22 protein-coding genes and 2 pseudogenes are annotated in these 22,369 nt (G+C 40.5%); 11 read left to right on the top strand and 13 right to left on the bottom strand.

Going from position 1 to position 22,369, the window contains the following annotated elements; all coding sequences use genetic code 11:
* Positions 1 to 94: 94 nt before the first annotated feature.
* Entirely contained in the window at positions 95 to 1,447 is a 1,353-nt protein-coding gene (locus tag ABWV45_RS03685; RefSeq protein ID WP_353348808.1) for a glutamine synthetase family protein, read from the bottom strand.
* A 413-nt stretch (positions 1,448 to 1,860) separates the two neighbouring features.
* Between ABWV45_RS03685 and ABWV45_RS15505 the strand changes: the two are divergent.
* A pseudogene (locus ABWV45_RS15505) lies at positions 1,861 to 1,956 on the top strand (LuxR family transcriptional regulator); the annotation flags it as partial.
* A 238-nt stretch (positions 1,957 to 2,194) separates the two neighbouring features.
* Here ABWV45_RS15505 and speB read toward each other — a convergent pair.
* Complete coding sequence (gene speB / locus ABWV45_RS03690) at positions 2,195 to 3,133, bottom strand: agmatinase (protein WP_353348810.1); 939 nt, start codon at positions 3,131 to 3,133, stop codon at positions 2,195 to 2,197.
* A gap of 122 nt (positions 3,134 to 3,255) precedes the next feature.
* On the opposite strand from speB, the gene ABWV45_RS03695 reads away from it, so the two are divergent.
* Complete coding sequence (locus ABWV45_RS03695; RefSeq protein ID WP_353348812.1) at positions 3,256 to 4,194, top strand: LysR family transcriptional regulator; 939 nt, start codon at positions 3,256 to 3,258, stop codon at positions 4,192 to 4,194.
* On the opposite strand, the gene lhgD is transcribed toward ABWV45_RS03695, so the two are convergent.
* Together lhgD and ABWV45_RS03705 are read right to left on the bottom strand one after the other, a co-directional pair.
* Entirely contained in the window at positions 4,166 to 5,419 is a 1,254-nt protein-coding gene (lhgD, locus tag ABWV45_RS03700) for an L-2-hydroxyglutarate dehydrogenase (RefSeq protein WP_353348814.1), read from the bottom strand. The genes ABWV45_RS03695 and lhgD overlap by 29 nt on opposite strands.
* 65 nt (positions 5,420 to 5,484) lie before the next feature.
* Positions 5,485 to 5,878: pseudogene (locus ABWV45_RS03705) on the bottom strand (carbon starvation induced protein CsiD).
* A gap of 130 nt (positions 5,879 to 6,008) precedes the next feature.
* Here ABWV45_RS03705 and csiR point away from each other — a divergent pair.
* The 5 genes from csiR (at position 6,009) to ABWV45_RS03730 (ending at position 10,995) form a co-directional block, all read left to right on the top strand.
* Positions 6,009 to 6,722, top strand: coding sequence for a DNA-binding transcriptional regulator CsiR (gene csiR, locus ABWV45_RS03710; protein ID WP_353348816.1), 714 nt, complete (start codon positions 6,009 to 6,011; stop codon positions 6,720 to 6,722).
* A gap of 1 nt (position 6,723) precedes the next feature.
* A complete protein-coding gene (locus tag ABWV45_RS03715; RefSeq protein ID WP_353348818.1) occupies positions 6,724 to 7,974 on the top strand; it encodes an ATP-binding protein in 1,251 nt (416 codons plus the stop codon).
* The gene (locus tag ABWV45_RS03720; RefSeq protein ID WP_353348820.1) at positions 7,967 to 8,524 is read left to right on the top strand and encodes a response regulator transcription factor; all 558 of its coding nucleotides are present in this window, start codon (positions 7,967 to 7,969) and stop codon (positions 8,522 to 8,524) included. The genes ABWV45_RS03715 and ABWV45_RS03720 overlap by 8 nt, the downstream gene beginning before the upstream one ends.
* Positions 8,525 to 8,692: 168 nt before the next feature.
* A complete protein-coding gene (locus tag ABWV45_RS03725; protein WP_353348822.1) occupies positions 8,693 to 9,100 on the top strand; it encodes a rhodanese-like domain-containing protein in 408 nt (135 codons plus the stop codon).
* Between the two features lie 26 nt (positions 9,101 to 9,126).
* Positions 9,127 to 10,995, top strand: a complete 1,869-nt coding sequence (locus tag ABWV45_RS03730; RefSeq protein WP_353348824.1) for a methyl-accepting chemotaxis protein — start codon at positions 9,127 to 9,129, stop codon at positions 10,993 to 10,995.
* A gap of 155 nt (positions 10,996 to 11,150) precedes the next feature.
* Here the strand turns inward: ABWV45_RS03730 and ABWV45_RS03735 are convergent, their stop codons facing one another.
* The 7 genes from ABWV45_RS03735 to ABWV45_RS03765 form a co-directional block, all read right to left on the bottom strand.
* Positions 11,151 to 11,576 (bottom strand): DUF1761 domain-containing protein, encoded by a 426-nt coding sequence (locus ABWV45_RS03735; RefSeq protein WP_353348826.1) that lies wholly within the window; start codon positions 11,574 to 11,576, stop codon positions 11,151 to 11,153.
* Positions 11,577 to 11,655: 79 nt separating this feature from the next.
* Positions 11,656 to 12,438, bottom strand: a complete 783-nt coding sequence (locus ABWV45_RS03740) for a GNAT family N-acetyltransferase (RefSeq protein ID WP_353348828.1) — start codon at positions 12,436 to 12,438, stop codon at positions 11,656 to 11,658.
* Entirely contained in the window at positions 12,428 to 12,886 is a 459-nt protein-coding gene (locus ABWV45_RS03745) for a DMT family transporter (protein WP_353348830.1), read from the bottom strand. The genes ABWV45_RS03740 and ABWV45_RS03745 overlap by 11 nt, the downstream gene beginning before the upstream one ends.
* Before the next feature lies 1 nt (position 12,887).
* A complete protein-coding gene (locus ABWV45_RS03750) occupies positions 12,888 to 13,514 on the bottom strand; it encodes an NAD(P)H-dependent oxidoreductase (protein WP_353348832.1) in 627 nt (208 codons plus the stop codon).
* 108 nt (positions 13,515 to 13,622) lie between these two features.
* The gene (locus ABWV45_RS03755) at positions 13,623 to 14,219 is read right to left on the bottom strand and encodes a Crp/Fnr family transcriptional regulator (RefSeq protein WP_353348834.1); all 597 of its coding nucleotides are present in this window, start codon (positions 14,217 to 14,219) and stop codon (positions 13,623 to 13,625) included.
* Positions 14,220 to 14,811: 592 nt separating this feature from the next.
* A complete protein-coding gene (locus ABWV45_RS03760) occupies positions 14,812 to 15,009 on the bottom strand; it encodes a 2-hydroxymuconate tautomerase family protein (RefSeq protein ID WP_353348836.1) in 198 nt (65 codons plus the stop codon).
* Between the two features lie 11 nt (positions 15,010 to 15,020).
* On the bottom strand, positions 15,021 to 15,926 hold the full coding sequence (locus tag ABWV45_RS03765) for a DMT family transporter (protein ID WP_353348838.1): 906 nt from the start codon (positions 15,924 to 15,926) through the stop codon (positions 15,021 to 15,023).
* A gap of 98 nt (positions 15,927 to 16,024) precedes the next feature.
* On the opposite strand from ABWV45_RS03765, the gene ABWV45_RS03770 reads away from it, so the two are divergent.
* From ABWV45_RS03770 to ABWV45_RS03780, 3 genes are all read left to right on the top strand, one after another.
* Positions 16,025 to 16,879 (top strand): LysR substrate-binding domain-containing protein, encoded by an 855-nt coding sequence (locus ABWV45_RS03770; RefSeq protein WP_353348840.1) that lies wholly within the window; start codon positions 16,025 to 16,027, stop codon positions 16,877 to 16,879.
* An 88-nt stretch (positions 16,880 to 16,967) separates the two neighbouring features.
* Positions 16,968 to 17,381: a MarR family winged helix-turn-helix transcriptional regulator gene (locus ABWV45_RS03775; RefSeq protein WP_353348842.1), complete on the top strand. Its 414-nt coding sequence runs from the start codon at positions 16,968 to 16,970 to the stop codon at positions 17,379 to 17,381.
* Positions 17,382 to 17,400: 19 nt separating this feature from the next.
* On the top strand, positions 17,401 to 18,291 hold the full coding sequence (locus ABWV45_RS03780) for an alpha/beta hydrolase family protein (RefSeq protein ID WP_353348844.1): 891 nt from the start codon (positions 17,401 to 17,403) through the stop codon (positions 18,289 to 18,291).
* A gap of 133 nt (positions 18,292 to 18,424) precedes the next feature.
* Here the strand turns inward: ABWV45_RS03780 and recJ are convergent, their stop codons facing one another.
* On the bottom strand, positions 18,425 to 20,179 hold the full coding sequence (gene recJ / locus ABWV45_RS03785) for a single-stranded-DNA-specific exonuclease RecJ (protein ID WP_353348846.1): 1,755 nt from the start codon (positions 20,177 to 20,179) through the stop codon (positions 18,425 to 18,427).
* Positions 20,180 to 20,223: 44 nt separating this feature from the next.
* Between recJ and ABWV45_RS03790 the strand changes: the two genes are divergently transcribed.
* On the top strand, positions 20,224 to 21,498 hold the full coding sequence (locus ABWV45_RS03790; protein ID WP_353348848.1) for a CinA family nicotinamide mononucleotide deamidase-related protein: 1,275 nt from the start codon (positions 20,224 to 20,226) through the stop codon (positions 21,496 to 21,498).
* Positions 21,499 to 21,506: 8 nt separating this feature from the next.
* Here the strand turns inward: ABWV45_RS03790 and ABWV45_RS03795 are convergent, their stop codons facing one another.
* The gene (locus ABWV45_RS03795; RefSeq protein WP_353348850.1) at positions 21,507 to 22,193 is read right to left on the bottom strand and encodes a hypothetical protein; all 687 of its coding nucleotides are present in this window, start codon (positions 22,191 to 22,193) and stop codon (positions 21,507 to 21,509) included.
* Positions 22,194 to 22,369 lie beyond the last annotated feature (176 nt).

Genomic DNA, 22,369 nt, shown 5'->3' on the forward strand with positions numbered 1-22,369 from the left:
TATCTTTTTTTCACCGTCGTGATATGAATGGGTTCATAACAGATCGACCAATTTACTATGTATTTATTTAAATTTGAGGTTATTTCACTCGAAACTATAACAACCCCAAATAGGATTCATATTCAACATCCGAGATTCGCTCTTCAAAGCGCAACTGCTCTTGCTCTTTAGCAGTAGAAAATACCCGAATGAAGTCTTCTCCTAAATATTTGCTTATAACATCAGACTTTTTAAATACCTCAGTAGCTTGATCCCACTTGCTTGGTAGCTTGTGTTCATCATTGTACTCATTAGCCTGTGTTTCGGTATAGGCATCACCTTCAATTGGCTGAGGGGGCATTATTTTATTTTCTATACCGTACAATGCTCCAGCTAAAATGGTAGCCAATACTAAATACGGATTGGCATCAGCACCTGATACGCGATGCTCAATACGTCGAGCTACTTCAGGGCTTTCTGGAATACGAATGGCCACCGTACGATTTTCATAACCCCAACATGCCACGGTGGGCGCATGAACCCCTTTCATAAAACGGCGATAAGAGTTTAAATGGGGCGCAAATACCAACATGCCGTCAGCCATGGTATGAATCAATCCCGCCACTGCATACTTTAATATGTCGGAACCTTCATTAGTACCATCATCAAAAATATTTTTTCCATTCTCATCAAGCAAACTGAAATGAACGTGAAAACCATTGCCGCTTTGATCAGCGTAGGGTTTTGCCATGAAGGATGCGCTCATCCCATGTTTACGCGAGATGCCTTTAACTAGTCGCTTAAACATAATGGCTTGGTCAGCCGCTAACATAGGGCTATCCACATGTAATAAATTGATTTCAAACTGGCCTGCCCCCAGTTCAGAAATAATAGTATCCGCGGGTATTCCTTGTAGCTCACAGGCTTCACGTACTTCGCTAAAGAAGGCCTCTAGGTTATCCATTTCATCTATGGAATAACAATCTGTTTCACTTAAACGGCGACCGTGTCCGTCTAGCATTTTAGGTGGGCGAGGACGTTGATTTTTCTCTGACTCAGCATCCATTAAATAAAACTCAAGCTCTGTCGCCATCACTGGCGTTATTCCTAATGCTTTAAATCGTTTTGTAATATTGACCAGAATTTGACGAGGATCTGCTAGAAATGGGGAGCCGTCAGAATTAAACATCATTGCTAAAAATTGGTTACGCGGTGATTGTGCCCATGGAACAGGAATGGCTTCATCATGCACTGGTAAGCAAATACCGTCACTATCACCGGTTTCAAAAACCAATCCATTTTTCCATACGTCATTTCCCCAAACGTCAAACCCCACCACAGATCTAGGCAGCTTAACACCCTCATTCGCTATTTTAGCGCTGGCACTGGCTGGCATTCGCTTACCACGTAAGTTGCCATTTAAGTCCGTGATGAATAAGTCAAATTCCCTATCTTTACTAGATGGCATACTCATACCTCTTAAAATGCATTTAACGTTTTATTGGTCAAATACAGGCTAACTATTATTGTCATATTTATCTATCTGAGATCACAACTCAAGAAAAGTCATAATCACAAATATATTTTAAATGCCCCAACAAAGAGCGTAATATCAGAGCTAGCCCTAATTAATACCCAATGCCCGCCTTTAAAGTAAAGCAATCTATAGATAAACCCATTACTATTTAATTAATCTTAGCTGAGCATGATGATTGTGTAACTATCTTCCAATGGATATATGCCACTTTACGCTGTAGGGTTAAGTATCTGGGTAATCTTTCTGAGCGCACTTACTGCCTATAAGCCAGCGGTTGACAATTAAATGAGGCTCGAGTCCTTCAACTAAGTTTTTACTAGCCATTAAGCTCTATCTATACTCTAATTCACACTCGACTTAATACATCTACCCAATCTGAAATTTTTACTTTATTTTTAATCCATCTAAATGAATTAGAAAACATAGCTTTATCTAGTTAATTTCTAATCGAAAATAAGTTTTTTCTCAAGGCAAAAAAAAACGCGACCAAGTTTCCAAGGTCGCGTATTAAGTTTTCAAATTAAAGGAACTAACTTTAATTTCATTATATTCTACTATATTTAAAAAAATACACCACAAATTTAAACCAATAAAATTCACAATACATTAGATTACAATAAAAAATGAAACAAACTGATCCAAGATTATCAGTTTATAAAACTGAAAAATGAAAGCACTTTAAAGGCTAATTTTTTCTTGTTTATTTGCCGCTAATACATATAAAAGATCTAATGCCACCGTAGCAGCAGCCAATGAAGTTATTTCCGCGTGATCATATGCCGGTGACACTTCCACTACATCCATGCCAATTAAATTTAAGCCTTGTAAACCTCGAACTATTTTAAATGCATAATCCGACGTTAACCCTGCAGCAACAGGAGTACCTGTGCCCGGTGCATAGGCAGGGTCTAAGCAATCAATATCAAATGTCACATATACTTTTTGATTCCCCACACGCTGCTTTATTCGTTTTAATGTTTCTTTTGGACCCTTGTCACCAACCCAAGCAGCATCTAACACTTCAAACGGATAATTCTCACGAGTGTAATTGGTTCTGATTCCGATTTGTAACGAATGCGATGTATCCACTATGCCTTGTTTAACGGCATGATACAGAAACGTTCCGTGATCATATTTACTGCCACCACTATAGGTGTCAGTATGAGCATCAAAATGAATCAAAGCTACAGGCCCATGTTGTTTAGCCACCGAGCGTAGAATCGGCAAAGTTATAAAATGATCACCTCCTATGGTTAGTGGTATTTTATCCCCTTGCACAATATTTAGAATTTGCGCTTCAAGAGCATCAACTAACGTTTGCGGTTCACCGTGTTTAAACACCACATTACCAGAATCAATTACCTTTAAATGCTCATCCAGTGCAAAATCCCACGGCCAACGTTCACATTCCCATGCCATATTAATAGAGGCTGCACGCACCCCTTGTGGCCCTAAGCGAGCACCTGCACGCCCTGATGTAGCCATGTCGAATGGTACACCCGTCACCACCACGTCAGCATCGGTTTGCGCAAAATCAGGTGTGAATGGGAACTCCATAAAAGTATTACCCAACGCCCCGTAAATAGGATAATCAGCATTGGCTTTTAAATGAGACATAACTAGGCCCTGTTATTAAGCACTTGACTGTCAGTCTAGACCCTAGCTATAAATTAGTTAAATGCATATATTAAATATAAGTATGCATATCGTTAATAAACAAACCATAAAAAGAGAGCAGCATGATCTTACGGCAATTTGATTTGAATCTACTTATTATTTTTGAAGCTCTAATTAGTGAATGCCATGTTAGTCGCGCTGCAGATAAAGTATTTTTAAGTCAATCAGCCATGAGTCATGCGCTAAATCGTCTGCGAGAGCAATTAAACGATCCAATTCTAGTGAGAACTGAAAGCGGCTTACAGCCTACGCCTAGAGCCAAAGCCCTAGCGCCAAAAGTTCGTAATGCCTTGCAGCTATTACAGCAATCGTTACTCCCCCCTGATGATTTTGATGCCGCCCGTTCTGAGCGCACCTTTACTATTGCCAGTACTGATTATTTTGAAGCGGTAATATTTCCCGATCTACTCAACCATTTATTAACCATTGCACCCAGCATTAAAATCGAAATTGAAATGATCAGAGAAGAATCTTCCCACAAGCGTTTAGCTAACGGCGAGGTGGATTTAGTTGTGGGGTTGAATTCTCAGCAGCCTTTACCAAGCCATTTAATCGTTCACCCGTGGTTAACTGAAACACAAATGTGCTTAGTGGCCAGCGACCATCCACACATTAAAAATAGCCTCACATTAAAACAATATGTGAAATTACCCCATGTGGTATTCATGGATGTAAGCCAAGACGGACAAGCAAAAAACATTGATGCAGTCGATCAATGGCTTGCAAGTAAACAGCTTTCACGCCAGCACATGGCGCGTACCGTCAACTACATGGCCGCAGCACGCATTGTGGAAAAAAATCATGCGGTGATGACACTGCCTTTTCATATGGCACAACTGTTTAGTCAGATGTTAAAACTACGAATGGTGAAACCACCAAAGGGAATACCGTCCATAAACATGACATTGGTTCAACACCCTCTTTACAGTGAAGAGCCTAGCGTAAGTTGGCTGACCAAACACATTCAAACATTTAGTCAGAACCTATCGTGGAAAGCATAGGACCGTTAGGGGCCATCTCGTTCTGTGCTTGAGATATCTTTTCACAAATGTAAGAGCCAATAGGCATTGCAGAAGTAGCAGCTGGACTAGGTGCATTACAAACATGTAGCGAACGGGGGCTTTGCGAGAATAAAAAATCGTGTACTAAACTGCCATCATTCATAACGGCTTGGGCACGAATACCCGCAGGATATGGTTGCAAATCTTGCAACGTTAAACTTGGGCAATATTTTTGCACGTTATTTAAATATCCAGATTTAAACCAAGAGTTTTTAGTTTCGATTAAACCTGTTTTAAAGTTATTTTTTAGCACGCGCCAAAATCCTGCAAAGCGCACCATTTCCCAAGTATCTTTCAAGCTTATATTTATATTTCCATATCCTTCACGTTTCCAGCCTTGTACCGCATTTGGCCCTACGGTTACGCTACCATCAATCATACGTGTTAGGTGAACCCCTAAAAAAGGTAGATCTGGATCAGGCACGGGATAAATTAAATGCTTAACAATTTGGTTATATTTGGCAGGCAGTTGATAGTATTCGCCACGAAATGGAATGATTTGAAAATCCGTTTTAATACCTAACATTTTTGTAGTGCGATCTGCCATTAAGCCAGAACATGAAACAAGATACTCACACTCTAACGATACTTGCGAGTGTCTATGGGTAGCATGTACCGTAATGGCTTGCTTAGTTTCACCCATAGCTATTACTTCATGATTTAAAAATACCGAACCACCAAGTTGCTTAAATTTCTCCGCCATGGTTTGTGTGACCAACTGATAATTCACAATACCAGTTTGCTTAACCAATATGGCTCCAAGACCATTGATGTTTGGCTCTAATTTTTTAAGTGCCTGCGCGCTAAGTAATTCAGCATCGATGCTGTTTTCAGCACAACGTTCATACAAGCTCAGCATGCGTTCGCGTTCTAACCCATTGGTGGCGACAATGAGCTTACCGCACTGCTCATATGGGATATTATTTTCTATACAAAACTCTATCGTGGATTGGACACCTTGTTTACAAAATTGAGCTTTCAATGAACCAGGCTGATAATACACGCCCGCATGAATCACTCCACTATTGTGACCTGTTTGATGACAAGCAAAGGTAGATTCTTTTTCAATAATGGCAATGCGCTTTGTTGGATACTGTTGCTGTAGCTGCCAAGCAGTGGAAACACCCACAATCCCACCGCCAATAATGATGTAGTCAAATTTCATAGGGCTATCCAAAAAATAGGCTAAAACGTGAGCCCATTCTAACAAAAATCAAATGCTCAGGTGATTTAATTGACAGTAAACTGCCCATGCTGCCTAAGTAACTCACGCTCTAAATCTAGGTTTTCAAAAAAAATATCGCGCCCATGTAACCAGCCGTGGTTTTGAATCACCACCACGGAACCCGCAGAATTGATCGATAAACAGCATGTGTGGTTTGTGGTTTTTACCTTCTTCAAAAAACACAGGGCGGCGTACTTTATAATCAATTTGTTTGCTTGGCGGTGACCCCCACTGAATATCTTGTTTGGCTAACGGATGATTATAAAATTTATCCAATGCTTGCTCTTGTAACACAATACGTTGCAATCTTGGATTACAGGTATGATTTTCTTGGGTAAAGCTCTTATTCGGCTGGGGGTTTATCGTTAATGAATGTGTTGTCATGGCCGCTCTCCACATTTAAATGGCCATCTAATAATGTCGATATTTTATAATTTTGTCTGCATTGTAGTATTTAAACGCTATTCTAACCATGACTGAGTTGCAGTAGAATAGCCCTCTAATACGCAAGTAAATCCCACGGAGTATCATGGATAGCAGCCCTTTAAGTAACTCGAACACAGAGAGTTACGCTGAACAAGTGGTAAGCCAATTAAAGCAAGATATTCTGCAAGGCTACTTTGCCCCTAATGAAAAGCTGCTTATGTCTCGCCTTAAAGCCCGCTATAACATGGGGGTAAGTCCACTGCGCGAAGCATTATCACAATTATTGGTTGAACAATTAGTGGTGGTAGAAAACCAAAAAGGGTTTCGTGTTCACCCTGTATCAAAAGCAGAATTAAAAGACATCTATCACACTCGTGCCCATATAGAGTCTCTGTGTATCAAGCTGGCCATAGAAAACGCAAACGACGAATGGGAAGGGCAAATCATCGCCAGTGACCATCGCTTGAAAAAAACTGCCCATTTGTTGAGCCAAACAAATAACCTAAACAGCGAACAAGCTCGCCAACAGCTACAACAATGGGAGGCCACGCATCACAGATTTCACAGCGCCATTACCTCAGGTTGCCAATCCCCTGCCTTGCTTAAAGTGCGTCACAGCCTTTACGAAAAAGCCTCACGCTACCGAAACCTTTGGTTAAACCAATATATGGTGGACAACCAAGTATTCGACACAAACGAAAAAGATCACGACCAATTAATTGAAGCACTGCTAAAGCGAAACTCAAAACTAGCCTGTGAATTAATCTACCAGCACTTGCTTAACCCATACAAATTACTACAAGGCAGCGAATTTTAATATGGCCATTGATATTGCCCGCACGCAGCAGCAAAGCGTCATCATTCAAAATTTAAAACGCTTAGCCATACTGCGTTTAATTGTATGCTGTGGCATTGCTCTAGCCCTAATATTTATTGGCTTAGAAGAAACACCACCTATGCAACGCTTTATGCTATGGGGCGCACTAACGGCACTCACCGCATTAAGCTTATTAAACCTGTGGCGAGCCAAACACGGCCAAGCCTATGCCAACGAATTATTCATTTACTTAATCGCTGACGTAATATTAATTGCCGCAATCATTTTTGTTAGCGGTGGTGCCAACAATCCATTTATTACTTATTTACTGGTGCCAATTGTCATAAGCGCAGCCACGCTAAGCTGGTTAACCACATGGATGCTGTGCATGATCGCCATGATGCTATATGGTATTTTATTGTTTTTTTATTATCCACTTCCGGCATTGGATCACCACCTTGCCATGGCGGGTTTAAGTTTTCACATAATAGGAATGTGGTTTACATTTATTTTAAGCGCCTTACTCATTGCATATTTTGTGGTGGATATGGCGTTTGATTTACGTCAAAAAGAAAAACAAAGTGCCCATTATCGTGAGCAATCCATTCAAAACGAACACCTGATGTTATTGGCCAGCCAAGCGGCCAGCACCGCCCACGAATTAGGTTCACCTTTAACCACCATTAAAATTCTCAGCAGTGACCTGCAACATCTCAGCGAACTAGATCAAACCAGTAAAGAAGATTTACAGCTAATTCATCAACAAGTACATATTTGCCAACAGAAATTAAAACGCCTAAGCCAGCCTAGTAAATTAGATATGAGCGAACCTCAAAGTGCCATGTCGTTTTTACACGACACCACACAACAATGGTTATTGCTTCAACCAAAAGCCCAGTTTGTATGGCGACAACCATTTGAGCAATACAGCCAAGGACCACAAGTGCAATACCCACTGGTATTGATGCAAGCCATTATTAACTTACTAGACAACGCAAACAATGCATCCAAAAAAGCCATAGAGCTACACGTCACATGGGAGAAAAATCACTGGCAACTGACCATACAAGATTATGGCAAAGGTATAAATAAAGACTTTATCATGCCTAAACAGCCAATGGACTCTGACCATGGCCTAGGCATAGGTTTACTACTTAGCCACAGCAGTGTGTTACGCTTAGGTGGTAACATCGCTCTAGAAAACAACCAGCAAGGTTGTCTCACCTGCATCACGGTGCCCTATCATGTCTGAAACATTACAACCTAGTTTTTTAGTTATAGATGATGACACCTCATTACTGCGAATTTTAGGCCGTGGCTTAACCAACCGAGGCTTCACCGTATTAAGTGCTGAAAACCCAACACAAGCCTTAGCCCTTTGCAAAGAACATCAACCGGAGTTTGTCTCATTAGATTTAAAATTAGAACACGAAAGCGGCCTGCATTTAATTAAACAGCTAAAGCAGTTATCTCCAAACTGTAAAATAGTCATGCTCACCAGCTACGCCAGCATCGCCACCGCTGTGGACGCCATAAAACTAGGGGCACATCAATATTTATGCAAACCAGTGGACATTGATGAACTACTAAATGGATTTGACTATTCACCAGTGGATGACTCAGAAAGCGCCAATATCACTCAATTATCTGAAAAACCCACTTCGGTCAAACGCTTAGAATGGGAAAAAATACAACAAACCTTACAAGCCCATGATGGCAATGTATCAGCCACAGCACGAGCACTTGGCATGCATAGACGCACATTGCAAAGGAAGTTACAAAAACACCCTGTGAAGCACTAGTGCACCTAACAATAGACATACAACAAACAGATATAATATTGAAAATTAAATAAACATTATGGAATAACAACATTTAAAAATCGGTCTAAACTTCAAATATTACGACAGGGTTAAGAGTCAATCTTATCTAAAAACTCAACAATTCAATTTCAATCCTCTGGAGATATCATGAAGAATTTTGGCGCATTACTAATCACTCTTTTCATAATCCCCTTCAGTTTAACCGCAGTCGCTGAAGCACCGCTTACCGTCGAAGGGGCGAAAACCATTAATGCGGCAGAAGCTAAGGGCTTATTTGACAGTGGCGCTCTATTCATTGACCCAAGACGAGACTCCGATTATGCAGCTGGCCGTATTCCAGATGCCGTTCATTTAAACTCCAAGTCAGTTTTAAGCGAAGACACACTAGCAGCTGAAGCAAAAAAAGATGAAGCCATTGTGTTTTACTGCAACGGGCCTAAATGCAAGCGTTCTGCTGTTTCCTCAGAGAAAGCGGTTTCATGGGGATACACTCAAATCTATTACTTTCGAGATGGCTTCCCTGCATGGAAAGAAGCCGGTTATCCGGTTGAATAATCCATAGAATATCAAGGAGGATAATAGTGAACCTAAGGGAGAAGATTGTTGCGCTGACTGTAGCCTCTATTTCCGTAGTTGCTATCACCTTAATAGGTGCAGGCCTGCTCATTCAAATGACAGCTTCAGAGCGATTTGAGACAGCCACCATTGATGCTAAAGCGCAACTATGGGAAAAAATTAGTGAAATTCACCTAGATGCAATGGAAGCAGATACCGCCAGCTTAATGCGTGACCGTGAAATTAAATCATCACTTAAAAAAGGGAATTACCAAAAATTAACTGAGTCCGCTGCAACCTCCTTCAAACGACTCAGTACATCAGGCGTATTAACACGACTTATTATCACCAATAAAAACTCAGAGGTTGTATTCTCTGAGCCTAGCGTTATTAATAAAAACCAATCTAACCCTCTTGTCGCTATGGCCATTAAAGATGGGAGTATCGTTAAGGGGTTATCACATAGCTATGATAACACCCCTGTTCTACAGGTTGTTTTTCCAATATCTACACGGGGAAAGGTCATAGGCACAGGTATATTTGAAAAGTCCTTAGATGCTGCCATTTCTGAATTTAATCAAACAGACAAATCACATGTTTCAATATTAAATACCAAAGGTGATCAAGTTATCTCGACAGACAATGCATTTTTTTCAAGCATGAGTACTGACATGCCGGAAAATAAGAGCAACCAATATGAAAAAATATCCCTCGAAGATAAAGTATATGCGGCATCAACCATTAGTTTAAAAAGCAAAACAGGCCAATTAGAGGGGTACTTACTCGTCGTTAAAGACTTCACTGATAGCTACACAGAACAAGACAACATCTTCATTATTGCCAGTATTTTCTCTTTTTTAGTCGTCACTTCGATTGTATTTTCTTACAGTTTATACATTAAAAAAGCGTTTAATCCCCTCAGTGAAGCCATAACAAGCCTAAAAAGTATTGCCAATGGTGATCTCACCACTGAAATCGTACAAAGTAAAAATAATGATGAAGTCGGAAACTTATTATCTAACATGAGCCTAATGACTGAAGGGCTTCGTAACGTGATAAGTAAAGTTGGAAATATGGCTCAAACCATTGAGTTATCTACCAGAGCAATGGAAAACATATCCAACACAACTAATCAAAGAGCCACTAAACAACTTGATGAATCCTCACAGGTTACTAAATCCATTGAATCCATGAATGCGATTGTACAAAATGTTGAATCTATTTCTGAAAATAATGCGTCTTCAACCTCATCAGCAAATAAAGAAGCCGCACATACAAACAGCATTGTTAACCAAACAAAAGACTCTATAGAAGGGGTTGCCAGTAAAATCACCCGAGCCTCTGCCATTGTTTCTAAACTGGGTGAATCAATCGATAAAATTGGGTCAGTAATTGAAGAAATCAGCGGAATTTCTGAACAAACAAACCTTTTAGCATTAAATGCTGCGATTGAAGCTGCACGAGCAGGTGAACAAGGTAGAGGGTTTGCCGTTGTGGCTGACGAGGTTAGAAACCTTGCGCAGCGTACTCAAAAATCAACCGCTGACATCAATAATATGATTGGAGCTCTACAAGAAGGTGCAAGGGATTCAGTACAATGCATGCAAGAGAGCATTGAAGATGTAACTCAGTCTGTTGATCGCTCCCAAATTGCATCAGATGGAATCAGCAGTACCTCTGACTCTATTAATAATATAGAAAGAATGAATATTGAAATTGTAACAGCAATAGAAGAACAAATTACTGTATTTAATAACATTCGTGAAAGTGTCAATCAAATCTCTGAACTCTCTGAAAATACAGCGTTAAGCTCTGAGCAAACCAGTATCTATAGTGGGGAATTACGCCTACAAGCAGAAGAAATGAAAAAGATTGTTAATCATTTTAAAATTTGATTAAACAATTTTGAATAGCACCCAAAAGATTTTTAAATTAAGGGCGTAATCCAATCGCTCTTAACAAAATAATACACTATATTAACTACCAAAAAACGCCACATTATCGGGGCTAGATCTCAGTAAGACTAACAACGTTAATTAGGCTAATTTTATTAGGAAAATATACCAATAATTGCACCAATCATAATAAGTTCAACAACGCTATGCGCTGAATTTATCAATGTTAATTTTAAAGGTACACGTGCAAATCCATTGTAATAGCCTAGTGATGTGACTGTAAACACAGTTGCAATTATTGCCCCAAAAAATGCCCCGTTTAGAACACCAGAAATACCTATTACTAAAATAAGAAAAGCCGTAACCATGGTTTTTATTAACCCTGAAAATAAAGATATAGCAAAAGCTCCGCCCAGACCTTCGGTATTATCGGCTTCTGCTTTGGTGAGGCTTAAAGCATTTGCCCATGCTTCACCAAAAACGGCCCAATGGTACCAGACAAAGCCAAGCACATAGCTTGCAACCGTTGCAGTTGCTATTGCTATGTAATTTAAGTTTTGTAATTCTGCGATAAAATTCATACATATTCCTATCTTAATTCTGCGTGATCTGACGTTCGCTTCATTGGCAAAGCCCAATGCTGATTATTACCCCCCCCTATTACACCCTGCAATAATTTTTGATAATAAATTGTTCGGTAAACCCCAAACTCTCGTACAATGGTTGACCCAACTGAGATGCCTGTAAAACAAGATATTTTGCCTGCCACTGTTTACAAGCCTCAATAATATGTAGCATGAAGCACCTAGCAATACCCTGACCTTGAAAAGCTTGTTTAACTCCGACTTGATGAATGCCGATAATATCGTGAGTTTTATATAAAAGTGCTGCCGCCACAGCCTGACCATCTTGCCAGCCTAAGTACATCTGTATGTCTCTATCATTAATCAGGTTTTCAATAACAAAGGGATCGATAGCGTAAGCAAAAGCTTCACTCCCAATATCAACCCACTCTTTAATATTTTCAGGTGAATGTACTGGTAGCACCTGAAACCCGGGGCGTGCAAGATCTGAGCATACAGCGGTGCCCTTCAACTCCAAGTACATGGCAGTTTGCTCAAAAGTACAGCTCCATTTTTTTTCTAACAGCAGCTTCTCAATAAGCTGCGGTTCAATAATCCCTGTTCCCCTACGCTCCTTTTCACTACCAACAAACCATACAGGTAAAACAGTGGATTCAGGTATATTATCAAGCCATGTAGTATTACTGAAATGACCTGACATCATAAAGCTTGCATCGTTCTTGTTTATATCGAACCAACAGCGGTGAGGCCAATGCTTATTGATATGCCCCTTTGATGACTCATTTCCAGCAATGGACTTTGAACCATACTTTTTCCATAGACCTGTTAGATTAACGAGATTCGCTTCATCAATATGCATTGTCGGGCTCCCAATTAAGTAATAATACACCGACTATAAGTGAAACAGTGCCAGACAATTTGATAAAATCAATCGACTTCACCGGCAGGTTAAACCAACCAAAATGGCTAGCAATAACAGCAATAAGAATTTGCCCAGATAAAGCATAAGACATCATCGAAGCGACACCCATCTTAGGGATCAGATAATAAAACATACCCACTCCAAAGGCACTTAAGGCTCCGCCAGAAAACCACAAATACAAAGGCACCGACCTAATATCAACTATTTGCGGGTACTTCTTTGTCGATAGCATCACAGCAGATATTGTAAATATACAACTGAATAAAAAGGCAATACTAGTTCCCAACATGGAGCTTTTTAGCAACACCCCCAGCTGTGCGTTCATTGTGGCTTGAATCGCAATGGCCGCACCCGCGACCAACGCAAGCAAGGGTAAATAGCTCACCTTAAATCTCCATAACTATTTCATCATAATCAAATCGCACCTTAGGGCTGTATGCTTGCATATCCTCGCTGTGGCGACGACCAATAGGGCATATCACCGAAGTTGTAAGACCATGTTCGTCCAACCCTAATACTTCATCGTAGCCAGCACTATCGATACCCGTCATAGGGCAACTATCAATTTTCATGACGGCGGCACAGGTTAATAGATTGCCTAGGGCTATATACGCCTGTTGATGCGCCCATACCTGTCGTTGTTCTGGTGTTTTAGCTGCCAGAGCCGACTTCATATGTTCTGAGAAATTAATAAGTTCACTATGGGGCTTATTGGTAATTTTCGCGTATTTATCAATGTAGTTATCCACCGTTGTATCGCCTATTTGAGTTTGTGCGGCAAACACAATCAAATGTGAGCTTTGGGCAATTTTGTCCTGTCCGTAAGAATGCAGCAGTAATTTCTCACGAACCGCTTTAGATTCCACCACAATAATTTTATAAGGTTGCAGCCCATAGGACGATGGGCTCAGGCGCACCGCATTAAGTAAGCCTTTTAATTCCGCCGAGGTAATTTTCTCATCCGAGAATTGTCTCACGGCATAACGCCAATTGAGTGCATCTAATACATTCATCTATTCTATCCAAATTTTATGAGTGACTGGCCAAACCCATTGCAGGCCAACGCATAGAAGCCAGAATATAGAGACACACCAAAGAAAACATTTACATAGGTTGATAAGTTACAAATTCTTTCGAATACGGCTTAATTGGGTGGGGGTAATACCAAGGTGTGAGGCGATATGGTACTGGGGCAAGCGATCCACAAGGCTTGGATGCTGTTTAATAAAGCGTAAATACCGCGCTGTTGCGTCATCTTGTACAATTTCGATTTCACGAGCGTCTTTTGCTAATAGCCAATTCTTTTCTAGGTAATAAATTTGAAATAGCTTCAAGTCATTTCTTTCAATCATCAATTTTCTATAGGCCGAAAAATCTATCTCAATAATGAGAGTATCTTCTATTGCCTCAAAAGCATGAGTCGTTGGGGTTGAAGTTAACAACGCCGTCATTGCACCCGGAAACGTTCCCTCATTGAAAAATATTTTATTGTACTCATTACCTTTTTCATCGCAGACAAAACAGCGCATTAGCCCCTGAAAAACATAGGCATAAGAATGAGGGACTTCACCAGAACCATAGAGAATGGAATGCTTTGTTAGTGAGCGAAATTTTGATATCCCCACAAATGCTCGCCAAGTTTCATCGCTGATGGGCGAATATGACTCTAGAGATTCTCTCAATGCAAAAAAAGCGTTCTCATCATCGTGCAATGTCATGGCCTCCATTATTTTGTTTAACACCCTAGATACTAACACCTAAAAACAACCTTGAGTGTTGATATATAGCCCAAAACCAGAACAAGCTATAAGCAAGCAAGTACTAGACCTCCATAGTTGGGTAGCTGGCTCCGGCTAGTGGCATAAAGACAACTACCGCAGAAGTAACCCTGATATATCTGTAGCCGCTTCATCCATAAAAACATTGTAAATGTGGTTCGGCTCGTTTGCTATTTGATGGTTAAAATTAACAAAGAGCGGTACTCCTACCACTAGTGCGAACGCTGCTATGCAAGGCGTTGGAATCATTAAACGAAATTCGAACATCCAAACTCACTATCTACTTGGAAGCATAACAATTTTAATCGTAAGCATGCGTTTTTTTAAGAAATTAAACTTAATGCATTCTGAAAAATTTGAATAAATTACAATGAGCGCCTTTTTAAAATTTTTTGAGCATAGTAGGCCTACTCACCTTAATAAACTAAATCTACTGTTAAACTATATTGCATTTTTACTGCGTGATTTTCAATGTATTAACACAATACTACTGTATTGAAGCTACACTTAAGAACCATCGAAGCCAAACCATCTACTTTTTTCTTAACTGAGTTACCACTTCACCCCCTATGCCCCAGTTGTCCGTATTCACTTCATCAATCACCACCACGGTAGTGGCTGGGTTCTTATTAAGTACATCTACCAATAATTGTGTCGCGCCTTTTATTAACGCGGCTTTTTGCTCTTTGGTGACTTGCTCGTCGGTGATTTTAATATTTACATATGGCATGGAATTTCCTTTTATTTCATTGTGGATTTATAAAATAAATTTTCAATCAAACGGGAATGGGTTAACCAAGCACCAAAGGCCACTAAAATCAAACCGGATATCAATGAGGCCGTAACAGGTTCGTCAAATACAAACAGTGCAGCAATTCCTGCAATCAATGGCACCAACGCCATAAGTGCCCCCATGTTTGCCGCGCCAATGATTTTAATGGCTCGTACCAACAGTAATAATTGAACAATGGTGGCTAATAATCCTTGGTAAAGCATTTGCGTTAAAATGTCAGGCAACACGTTCAGCGACATGTTTTTGGGGGCAAATAAAATGTACCAAGGTAGGTACATTATGCAGGTTAATATGGCGAGACTAATGGTGGCTTGCCATGGGGTGATCCCCCAGTGGTTAATTAATACTGAAAACACACACCAAAATACCGCCCCTATTAAAAAATAAATATCCCCTTGTAGTATGAGCTCATTAATTTGTGTAGCCGCCCATTGCTCTAAAAATAAAGCCGCAATACCCAACGTAATCACGCTTACACCCAGTGTTTTTTGTAATGTAAAGTGTGCTTGTCCCAATACTATAGCCATGACAAACATAAACAATGGCATAGAACCCGGCAGTAGCAGCGCCCCATGGGAAGCTGGCGCTAATTGAAAGCCATGAAATGTAAACATGGCATATCCGATGCCGCCCACCAGTGCCAATAGCCAATACTTTAACTGAAAAAGCGCAAAACGCTGTTTAAACCACCACACGGGTAATAATATAAATGTGCAAGTTGCGTAACGCAGGGCGATCACATCATAGTGGTTTAACTCGCTTATGCCTCCCAGACGCGATACCAATATAAAACCCGACCATATCAAAACAGCGCCCATGGCAAATAAGTATCCCTTTGTGAGGCTTGTATTCATAAACGGTCTCTTTGCTTGATTTTTAATGAGTGTAGCGCTAAATTTCATTCATAAATAATGAATAAATAAGAATTAGTTATTCTCAATAAGTGAATCCTATGGAACTCTCCGATTTACAGGTTTTTCAACAGGTGGCCCAATGTGGTGGCATTACTCGTGCAGCTGAAAAACTCAACCGCGTGCCATCTAACGTAACGGCTCGTATTCAAAAGCTTGAAGAAGAACTGCAGCAACTGTTGTTCATTCGTGAGAAAAACCGCCTTTATATTTCTAGCGCGGGGCATCAATTATTGGATTATGCCAATCAAATTTTAAGCTTGGCTGACCAAGCAAAACACAGTCTTCAAGGGGATAAACCCAACGGCACACTGCGCATCGGCTACATGGATGCTGTGGCTGCAACCCGTGTGGTTAGGCCGTTAAAGCAGTTCCATGAACAATTTCCAGAGGTTTCACTTAACGTTAGAAGTGCACCTACTGGTTTGTTGATTGAACATGTCCTTGAAGGCAAGCTGGACCTTGCTCTAGTGGCCGATCCAGAGCAAGACACGCGTTTAGGCATCACCCACATTTTTGATGAAGAGTTAGTCGTCGTTTCTAGCCGCCGTCATCAAACCATTAGCAGCCCTAATGACTTATCGGCCAATCCCACTGTTTTAGGGTTCAATTACAAATGCGCTTACCGTAACCGACTGACTAATTGGCTGAAACACGGACAATGTGTACCTAAAGTAATTGAAATCAACTCCTACCACACCATGCTCAGTTGTGTTGCCGCAGGTATGGGCATCGCCATGGTACCAAGGGCGCTACTCAACGATTACCCCTTCACCGACAGTATTCAATGCCACACATTGGCCAGTGAATGGGCTGTCTCTCGTACGGCCTTAATTTGGCGAAAAGGCTTTGAAAACCCCTCTATGGACGCTTTCTCTAAACAATTAACGGCATAAGGGCCGTTGCCCTTTCTTGTTTAATCTATTGCAACTTACTACACATGTGTACTATATTTAGTTCACATATGAAATATATTGCAAAAACATGAATCATAGACTGTTTTACTTACTCAATGCAGCTCACCATAAGGTGCATAAATACGCCGATCAGCGCACTGAAGCTGAGCTAGGCATCAGCATCACTCAACTAGGGGCACTGCTCAATATTAATGAGCAGCAAGGTTGCTTACTGAAGGAGCTGGCAGAAGTATTAAATCTCAATAATTCAGCACTGACTGGTCTTGCTAACCGCATGGAGAAAAATGGCTTAATTAAACGCCAAACATGTGAGCACGATGGCCGCGCTTCAAGGCTGTATCTAACCGCTTTAGGACAAAAAAAAGTCGATGTAGCACTGCCTGCCATTAAGCAATTAAACCAAGCAATAAAAGGGGATTTTTCCGACGCTGAAATTCTGGTTATTGTTAAATTTTTAACTCACCTTCAACACTCTTTTTAATACCAATAAAGGAATATTCATGACGACACTAGCAAGCGCCCCTCTGGCCGAAAACAGTATTGGCATGGAAGATGTCATATTACAAAGTGCTAACCATCGTAATATTCATGCGAAAGTTTTTCATACCCAGCATGCAAAATCAGTGGTTATTCTGGCTCCTGCCATGGGTGTGGTTCAAAAACATTACGAAAAATTTGCGCTATTTTTAACTGAACAAAACCATGAAGTCATTACATTTGATTATTTTGGTACAGGTGCTTCCTTGCAAGGTCATGTGAAAGATTGTGATACCGATGTGCGCCAATGGGGAGAACTCGATTGCGAAGCGGTCATTCATTATGCTAAAAAAACTTATCCTAATTTAAAACTGCAATGGGTTGGACACAGTGTGGGGGGGCAACTACTGGGGTTCATTCCCAGTGCAAACCAATTAGATAATGCCATTACTATTGCCTGCGGCAGTGGCTACTGGCCACACAACTCTCCACCTACCCGTAATATTGTTTGGATAGCGTGGTATTTCATTGCGCCAATATGCTTGCAACTATACGGCTACTTCCCCGGAAAAAAACTCAATATAGTCGGTGATTTAGCACCTAATGTATTGAAACAATGGCGTCGCTGGTGCATGAATAAAGAATACTCAATTGGTGTTGAAGGCCCAGAAATTCGCCAACGCTATGCCGATGTAGAGATACCTATTTCATCTATTTCATTTAGTGACGATCACATGATTTCTCAGCGTAACACGCTTTCTTTACACAGTTTTTTTGAGAAAGCTCAGGTGACACAAATAAGGATAAACCCAAAAGAAATCAGCGAAAAATCCATTGGACACTTAGGCTGGTCACGTGAAAAACTTCGTGACTCCCTTTGGAGTAATAAGATTTTGCCATTGATTAATAATTAATTTCTCATCATTATAAAAACAGTATAAGTATATGAGTTACGTTAAAGGTTGGGCTCTGCACAACCTTTTTTATATTGTTAAGGTTATCCGTTTTAATCTAGCCTAATGAGTATCTAAAAATTTAACTTCCAATTTAAGTTATTTGTAAATGACGAACGATTAATTGTACGGTTTCTTGCCCACGAAATTCGTTTACATCCATTTCAAATACTATGTGTACTGTTTGCATGTTATTGATCATAGCTGAAGTTAAACCATGTCGTTCAATACCAAATAAAATAGCATCTACTGCTAAATGACTATTGGGCACTTGCAGGGTAAGTTTTAAATGATTTTTATCCATGCCCAGCAGCCTGTGATTTAGCACGATAAAGGTGTCATCAAATAACGGCTCTGGGAAATTCTGTCCCCACGGAGCCATAAAACGTAACTGCCGCGCCATATTAATATTAAAATCTTGTGCCTTTAAAGGACCATCAGTAACAACCTGATTTACCAGTAATTCAGGCGTTAATAAGGTTTGCGCCACCTCTTCAAATGTTTGCTCAAATTCATTTAAATATTTTTGTTTAATAGATAAACCAGCGGCCATAGCATGACCACCAAATTTATTTAGTACGTGGGGTTTTTTTTTCGCCACTAAATCCAACGCATCCCGTAAATGAAAACCCGAAATCGAGCGGCCACTGCCTTTTAGTTCGAATTCACCACCTTGCATTTCATCATGAGTTAATCCATCTTGCGCTGGCGCAAAGGCGATAACTGGCCGATATAACTTATCTTTAATGCGTGATGCTAATAAACCAATCACCCCTTGATGCCATTGCGCTTGATACAAGCACACACTCACCTTGTTATCAGCGTGCACGTTTAACTGCTCTAAATGCTCTAGGGCTTCTTGTTGCATTTGCCCTTCTACTTGTTTACGGTCTTGGTTTAAATCATCTAACGATTGGGCGATCATTAATGCTCGGTCTAAATTTTGTGCCAGCAGACATTCAATACCCACACTCATATCATCCATACGCCCAGCTGCATTTAAGCGAGGGCCCAGCGCAAAACCAAAATCTTTACTGGTAAGTTGTGGCGGGTTCTTTTTAGCCACTTGCAGCAAGGCTTGAATCCCCGGGCGAGCAAAGCCAGAACGAATTCGGCGCAAACCCTGCTCGACCAAAATACGGTTATTTTCATCAAGCGGGACCACATCTGCCACTGTGGCCAAAGCCACTAGATCAAGATACTGCGCCATATTAGGTAGCTGACTAGCATCATGCCCTTGCTTCACCATGGCCGTTTTAAGAGCGCACATCACATAAAACACAACAGCACAACCACAAGCAGATTTTGAAGAGAATTCACAATCGGGTTGATTAGGGTTAACGATGGCATCGGCATTTGGTAAATCGTTTTTGTCGGCACTGGCCGCTAAGTGGTGATCCGTGACTAATACTTTCATACCTAGGGCTTTTGCATGGTCTACACCATCAAAGCTGGAGATACCATTATCTACCGTGACAATTAAATCGGGCTTAAAATGTGTGTATGCGTAATCAACAATTTCGGTGGATAAACCATAACCAAATTCAAAGCGGTTAGGTACTAAGTAACTCACATTATGAGCACCCAGTTGCCGCAACGCATCCACCGCCAATGTGGTACTAGTAGCGCCATCAACATCAAAATCCCCAAGAATTAGAATACGCTGTTGCTGCTGTATCCCATTCATTAATAATGCACACGCGCTATCTAACCCCTTAAGGGTTTGGATATCTAACAGACTTTTTAAATTAAACTGAGTATTTTGCTCATTTAAACCACGAGCATGGAAAATTCGCTCTAATAAAGGCAGACTAGGGTCTGATTGGCGACGTGTAATTTGAATATTCATGGCTACATTGTACGCAGTAGCAAAGTATCGAGAAAGAAAAGATTATGGCTAACATCAATATACATTTATTGCTCACCGGCGACGAGATCATGAGCGGCGACATCATTGATAGCAACAGCGCCATGATCGCCGACCACCTTGCAACTTTAGGGTTACGCCCCAGTAAAAAAGTGACCGTTGGTGATCAGCTAAGTCATTTAATTGAAGAAATGCAGCACCTAAGCCAACAGGCTGATGTACTCATTGTAAACGGTGGCCTTGGCCCAACCGAAGACGACAAAACCGCAGAAGCTCTGGCCCAAGTTTTAGGCCTGCCTTTGGCTGAACATGCTGTTGCAATTCAACAAATTGAAGATTGGTGTCAACATCACAACTACCCAATGAACGATGCCAACCGCAAGCAAGGGATTTTACCAAAAGATATTAATATTATTGAAAACAGTAACGGTAGCGCCCCGGGATTTTATTGCGAGCACAACCACTGCTTAATGTTGTTCACACCCGGCGTGCCCAGCGAATTAAATGCCATGCTCAAGCTAAATATTCTACCTATGCTGAATCAACGATTCACAGAGATTGAACCCCATAGCACGAAACGCTTACAAGTGTTTGGCATTGGTGAGTCATCTTTGCAACTTAAATTGCGAGAACAAATTAAACATTGGCCCGAAGGCATTGAACTTGGATTTCGCGCCGCTTATCCACAAGTAGAAGTAAAACTCACCGCTCAATCCAAACCAGCGGAAAAGCAAATAGACAGTCTCACCCAGACCATCAAAAAACTACTATCAAGTCATGTAATCGGTGAAGATGGCACCCAACTACCGGAATTACTAGTGCAACTGTTAGCAAAAGAACGACAAAGCATTACCACAGTGGAATCTTGCACAGGTGGATTAATTGCCTCCAAGATCACCTCAGTGGCTGGTTCATCCTCTATATTTGGTGCAGGTTTTGTAACTTACTCCAATGAAATGAAAACCGCCATGGTAGGTGTTAGCGAGAAAACTCTAGTCGATAACGGTGCGGTATCTGAACCAGTTGTAATCGAAATGGCCAAAGGCGCGCTTGCAAAAAGCGGTAGCGATTGGGCCATTGCCGTAAGCGGTGTAGCAGGCCCCAGTGGCGGCACTAAAGACAAACCCGTAGGCACCGTTTGGGTAGCGTGGGGAAATAAAGAAACAATTAAAACCGTAAAACTGTTTTTACCTTTCCCGCGCCAGCGCTTTCAAGAATATGTGGCCAGTGCGGGATTGGATTTGATTCGTCGTGAGTTATTGGGTGTGAGTGAAACGCCGTATTATTTTTCGAAGAAATAATATTTGTATCATCTATTAACTCCAACTAATTTCGGATTTAACAAATAAGTTAAAAAACACTCTACGTTATTAAACATTTTTCTTACATATTCTGATGAAAAAAAGACAAACCTCCCCTCAATTTCTTCAAAGTAATTATAGTTGTTGACTATTACTTTAAAACCCCTCTCTTTATGCTCATCATAAAGCAGATTTCCATTCCCATGCATTATGCAGTTTCTCAATTCATTTAGAATACTCAATGCTGACCATTCTGAATTAACACATGTAAAGTCAACATTAATCTCCTTTTTTAAATACTCTTTAGCCCTTTTAATTCCACTACCCTTAAAATTTTTGTAACTTTTTTCAATTACTAAATTCTTTTTACTAATATCACAAATTTGATTAAGCGTATCTTCTAGATATGAATACAATGTCAAAATTGCTGTATAACGATGCATTCTTAGGTAGACCATTTCTATTTCTCTTAAGGCCTGAGAATATTCATAATTATAATTATGGTCATCCTCATCATTCTTAGTTCTCTCTTGTTCTATTTTATCAGCTTGAATATATTGCTTACGCTCTTCCTCAAATACAGCTTCTATCTTGTCAAAATGATACTTAAGAAACTTAATCTTCTTAGCAATCGAAAGTTGAGATAATGAATTCGCTTCAGGATTTGCTGACGGGGCTTTTCTACTATATTCCATCTATCTGCTCCTAAAACAAAAAATGCAGCGCCTTTCGGTACTGCATTTTTTAATGATGGGTTACGATCTCGCTTCGCTCGATCTAACCCATTCTACTCTGCGACTTATATAGCTAATCAAGTGGACTCCCATTTTTGGGCTTCGCCCTATGAGAGTGATGCATGAGAAATGCAAGA

Source organism: Oceaniserpentilla sp. 4NH20-0058 (assembly GCF_040371755.1).
GTDB lineage: Bacteria > Pseudomonadota > Gammaproteobacteria > Pseudomonadales > Oceanobacteraceae > Bermanella.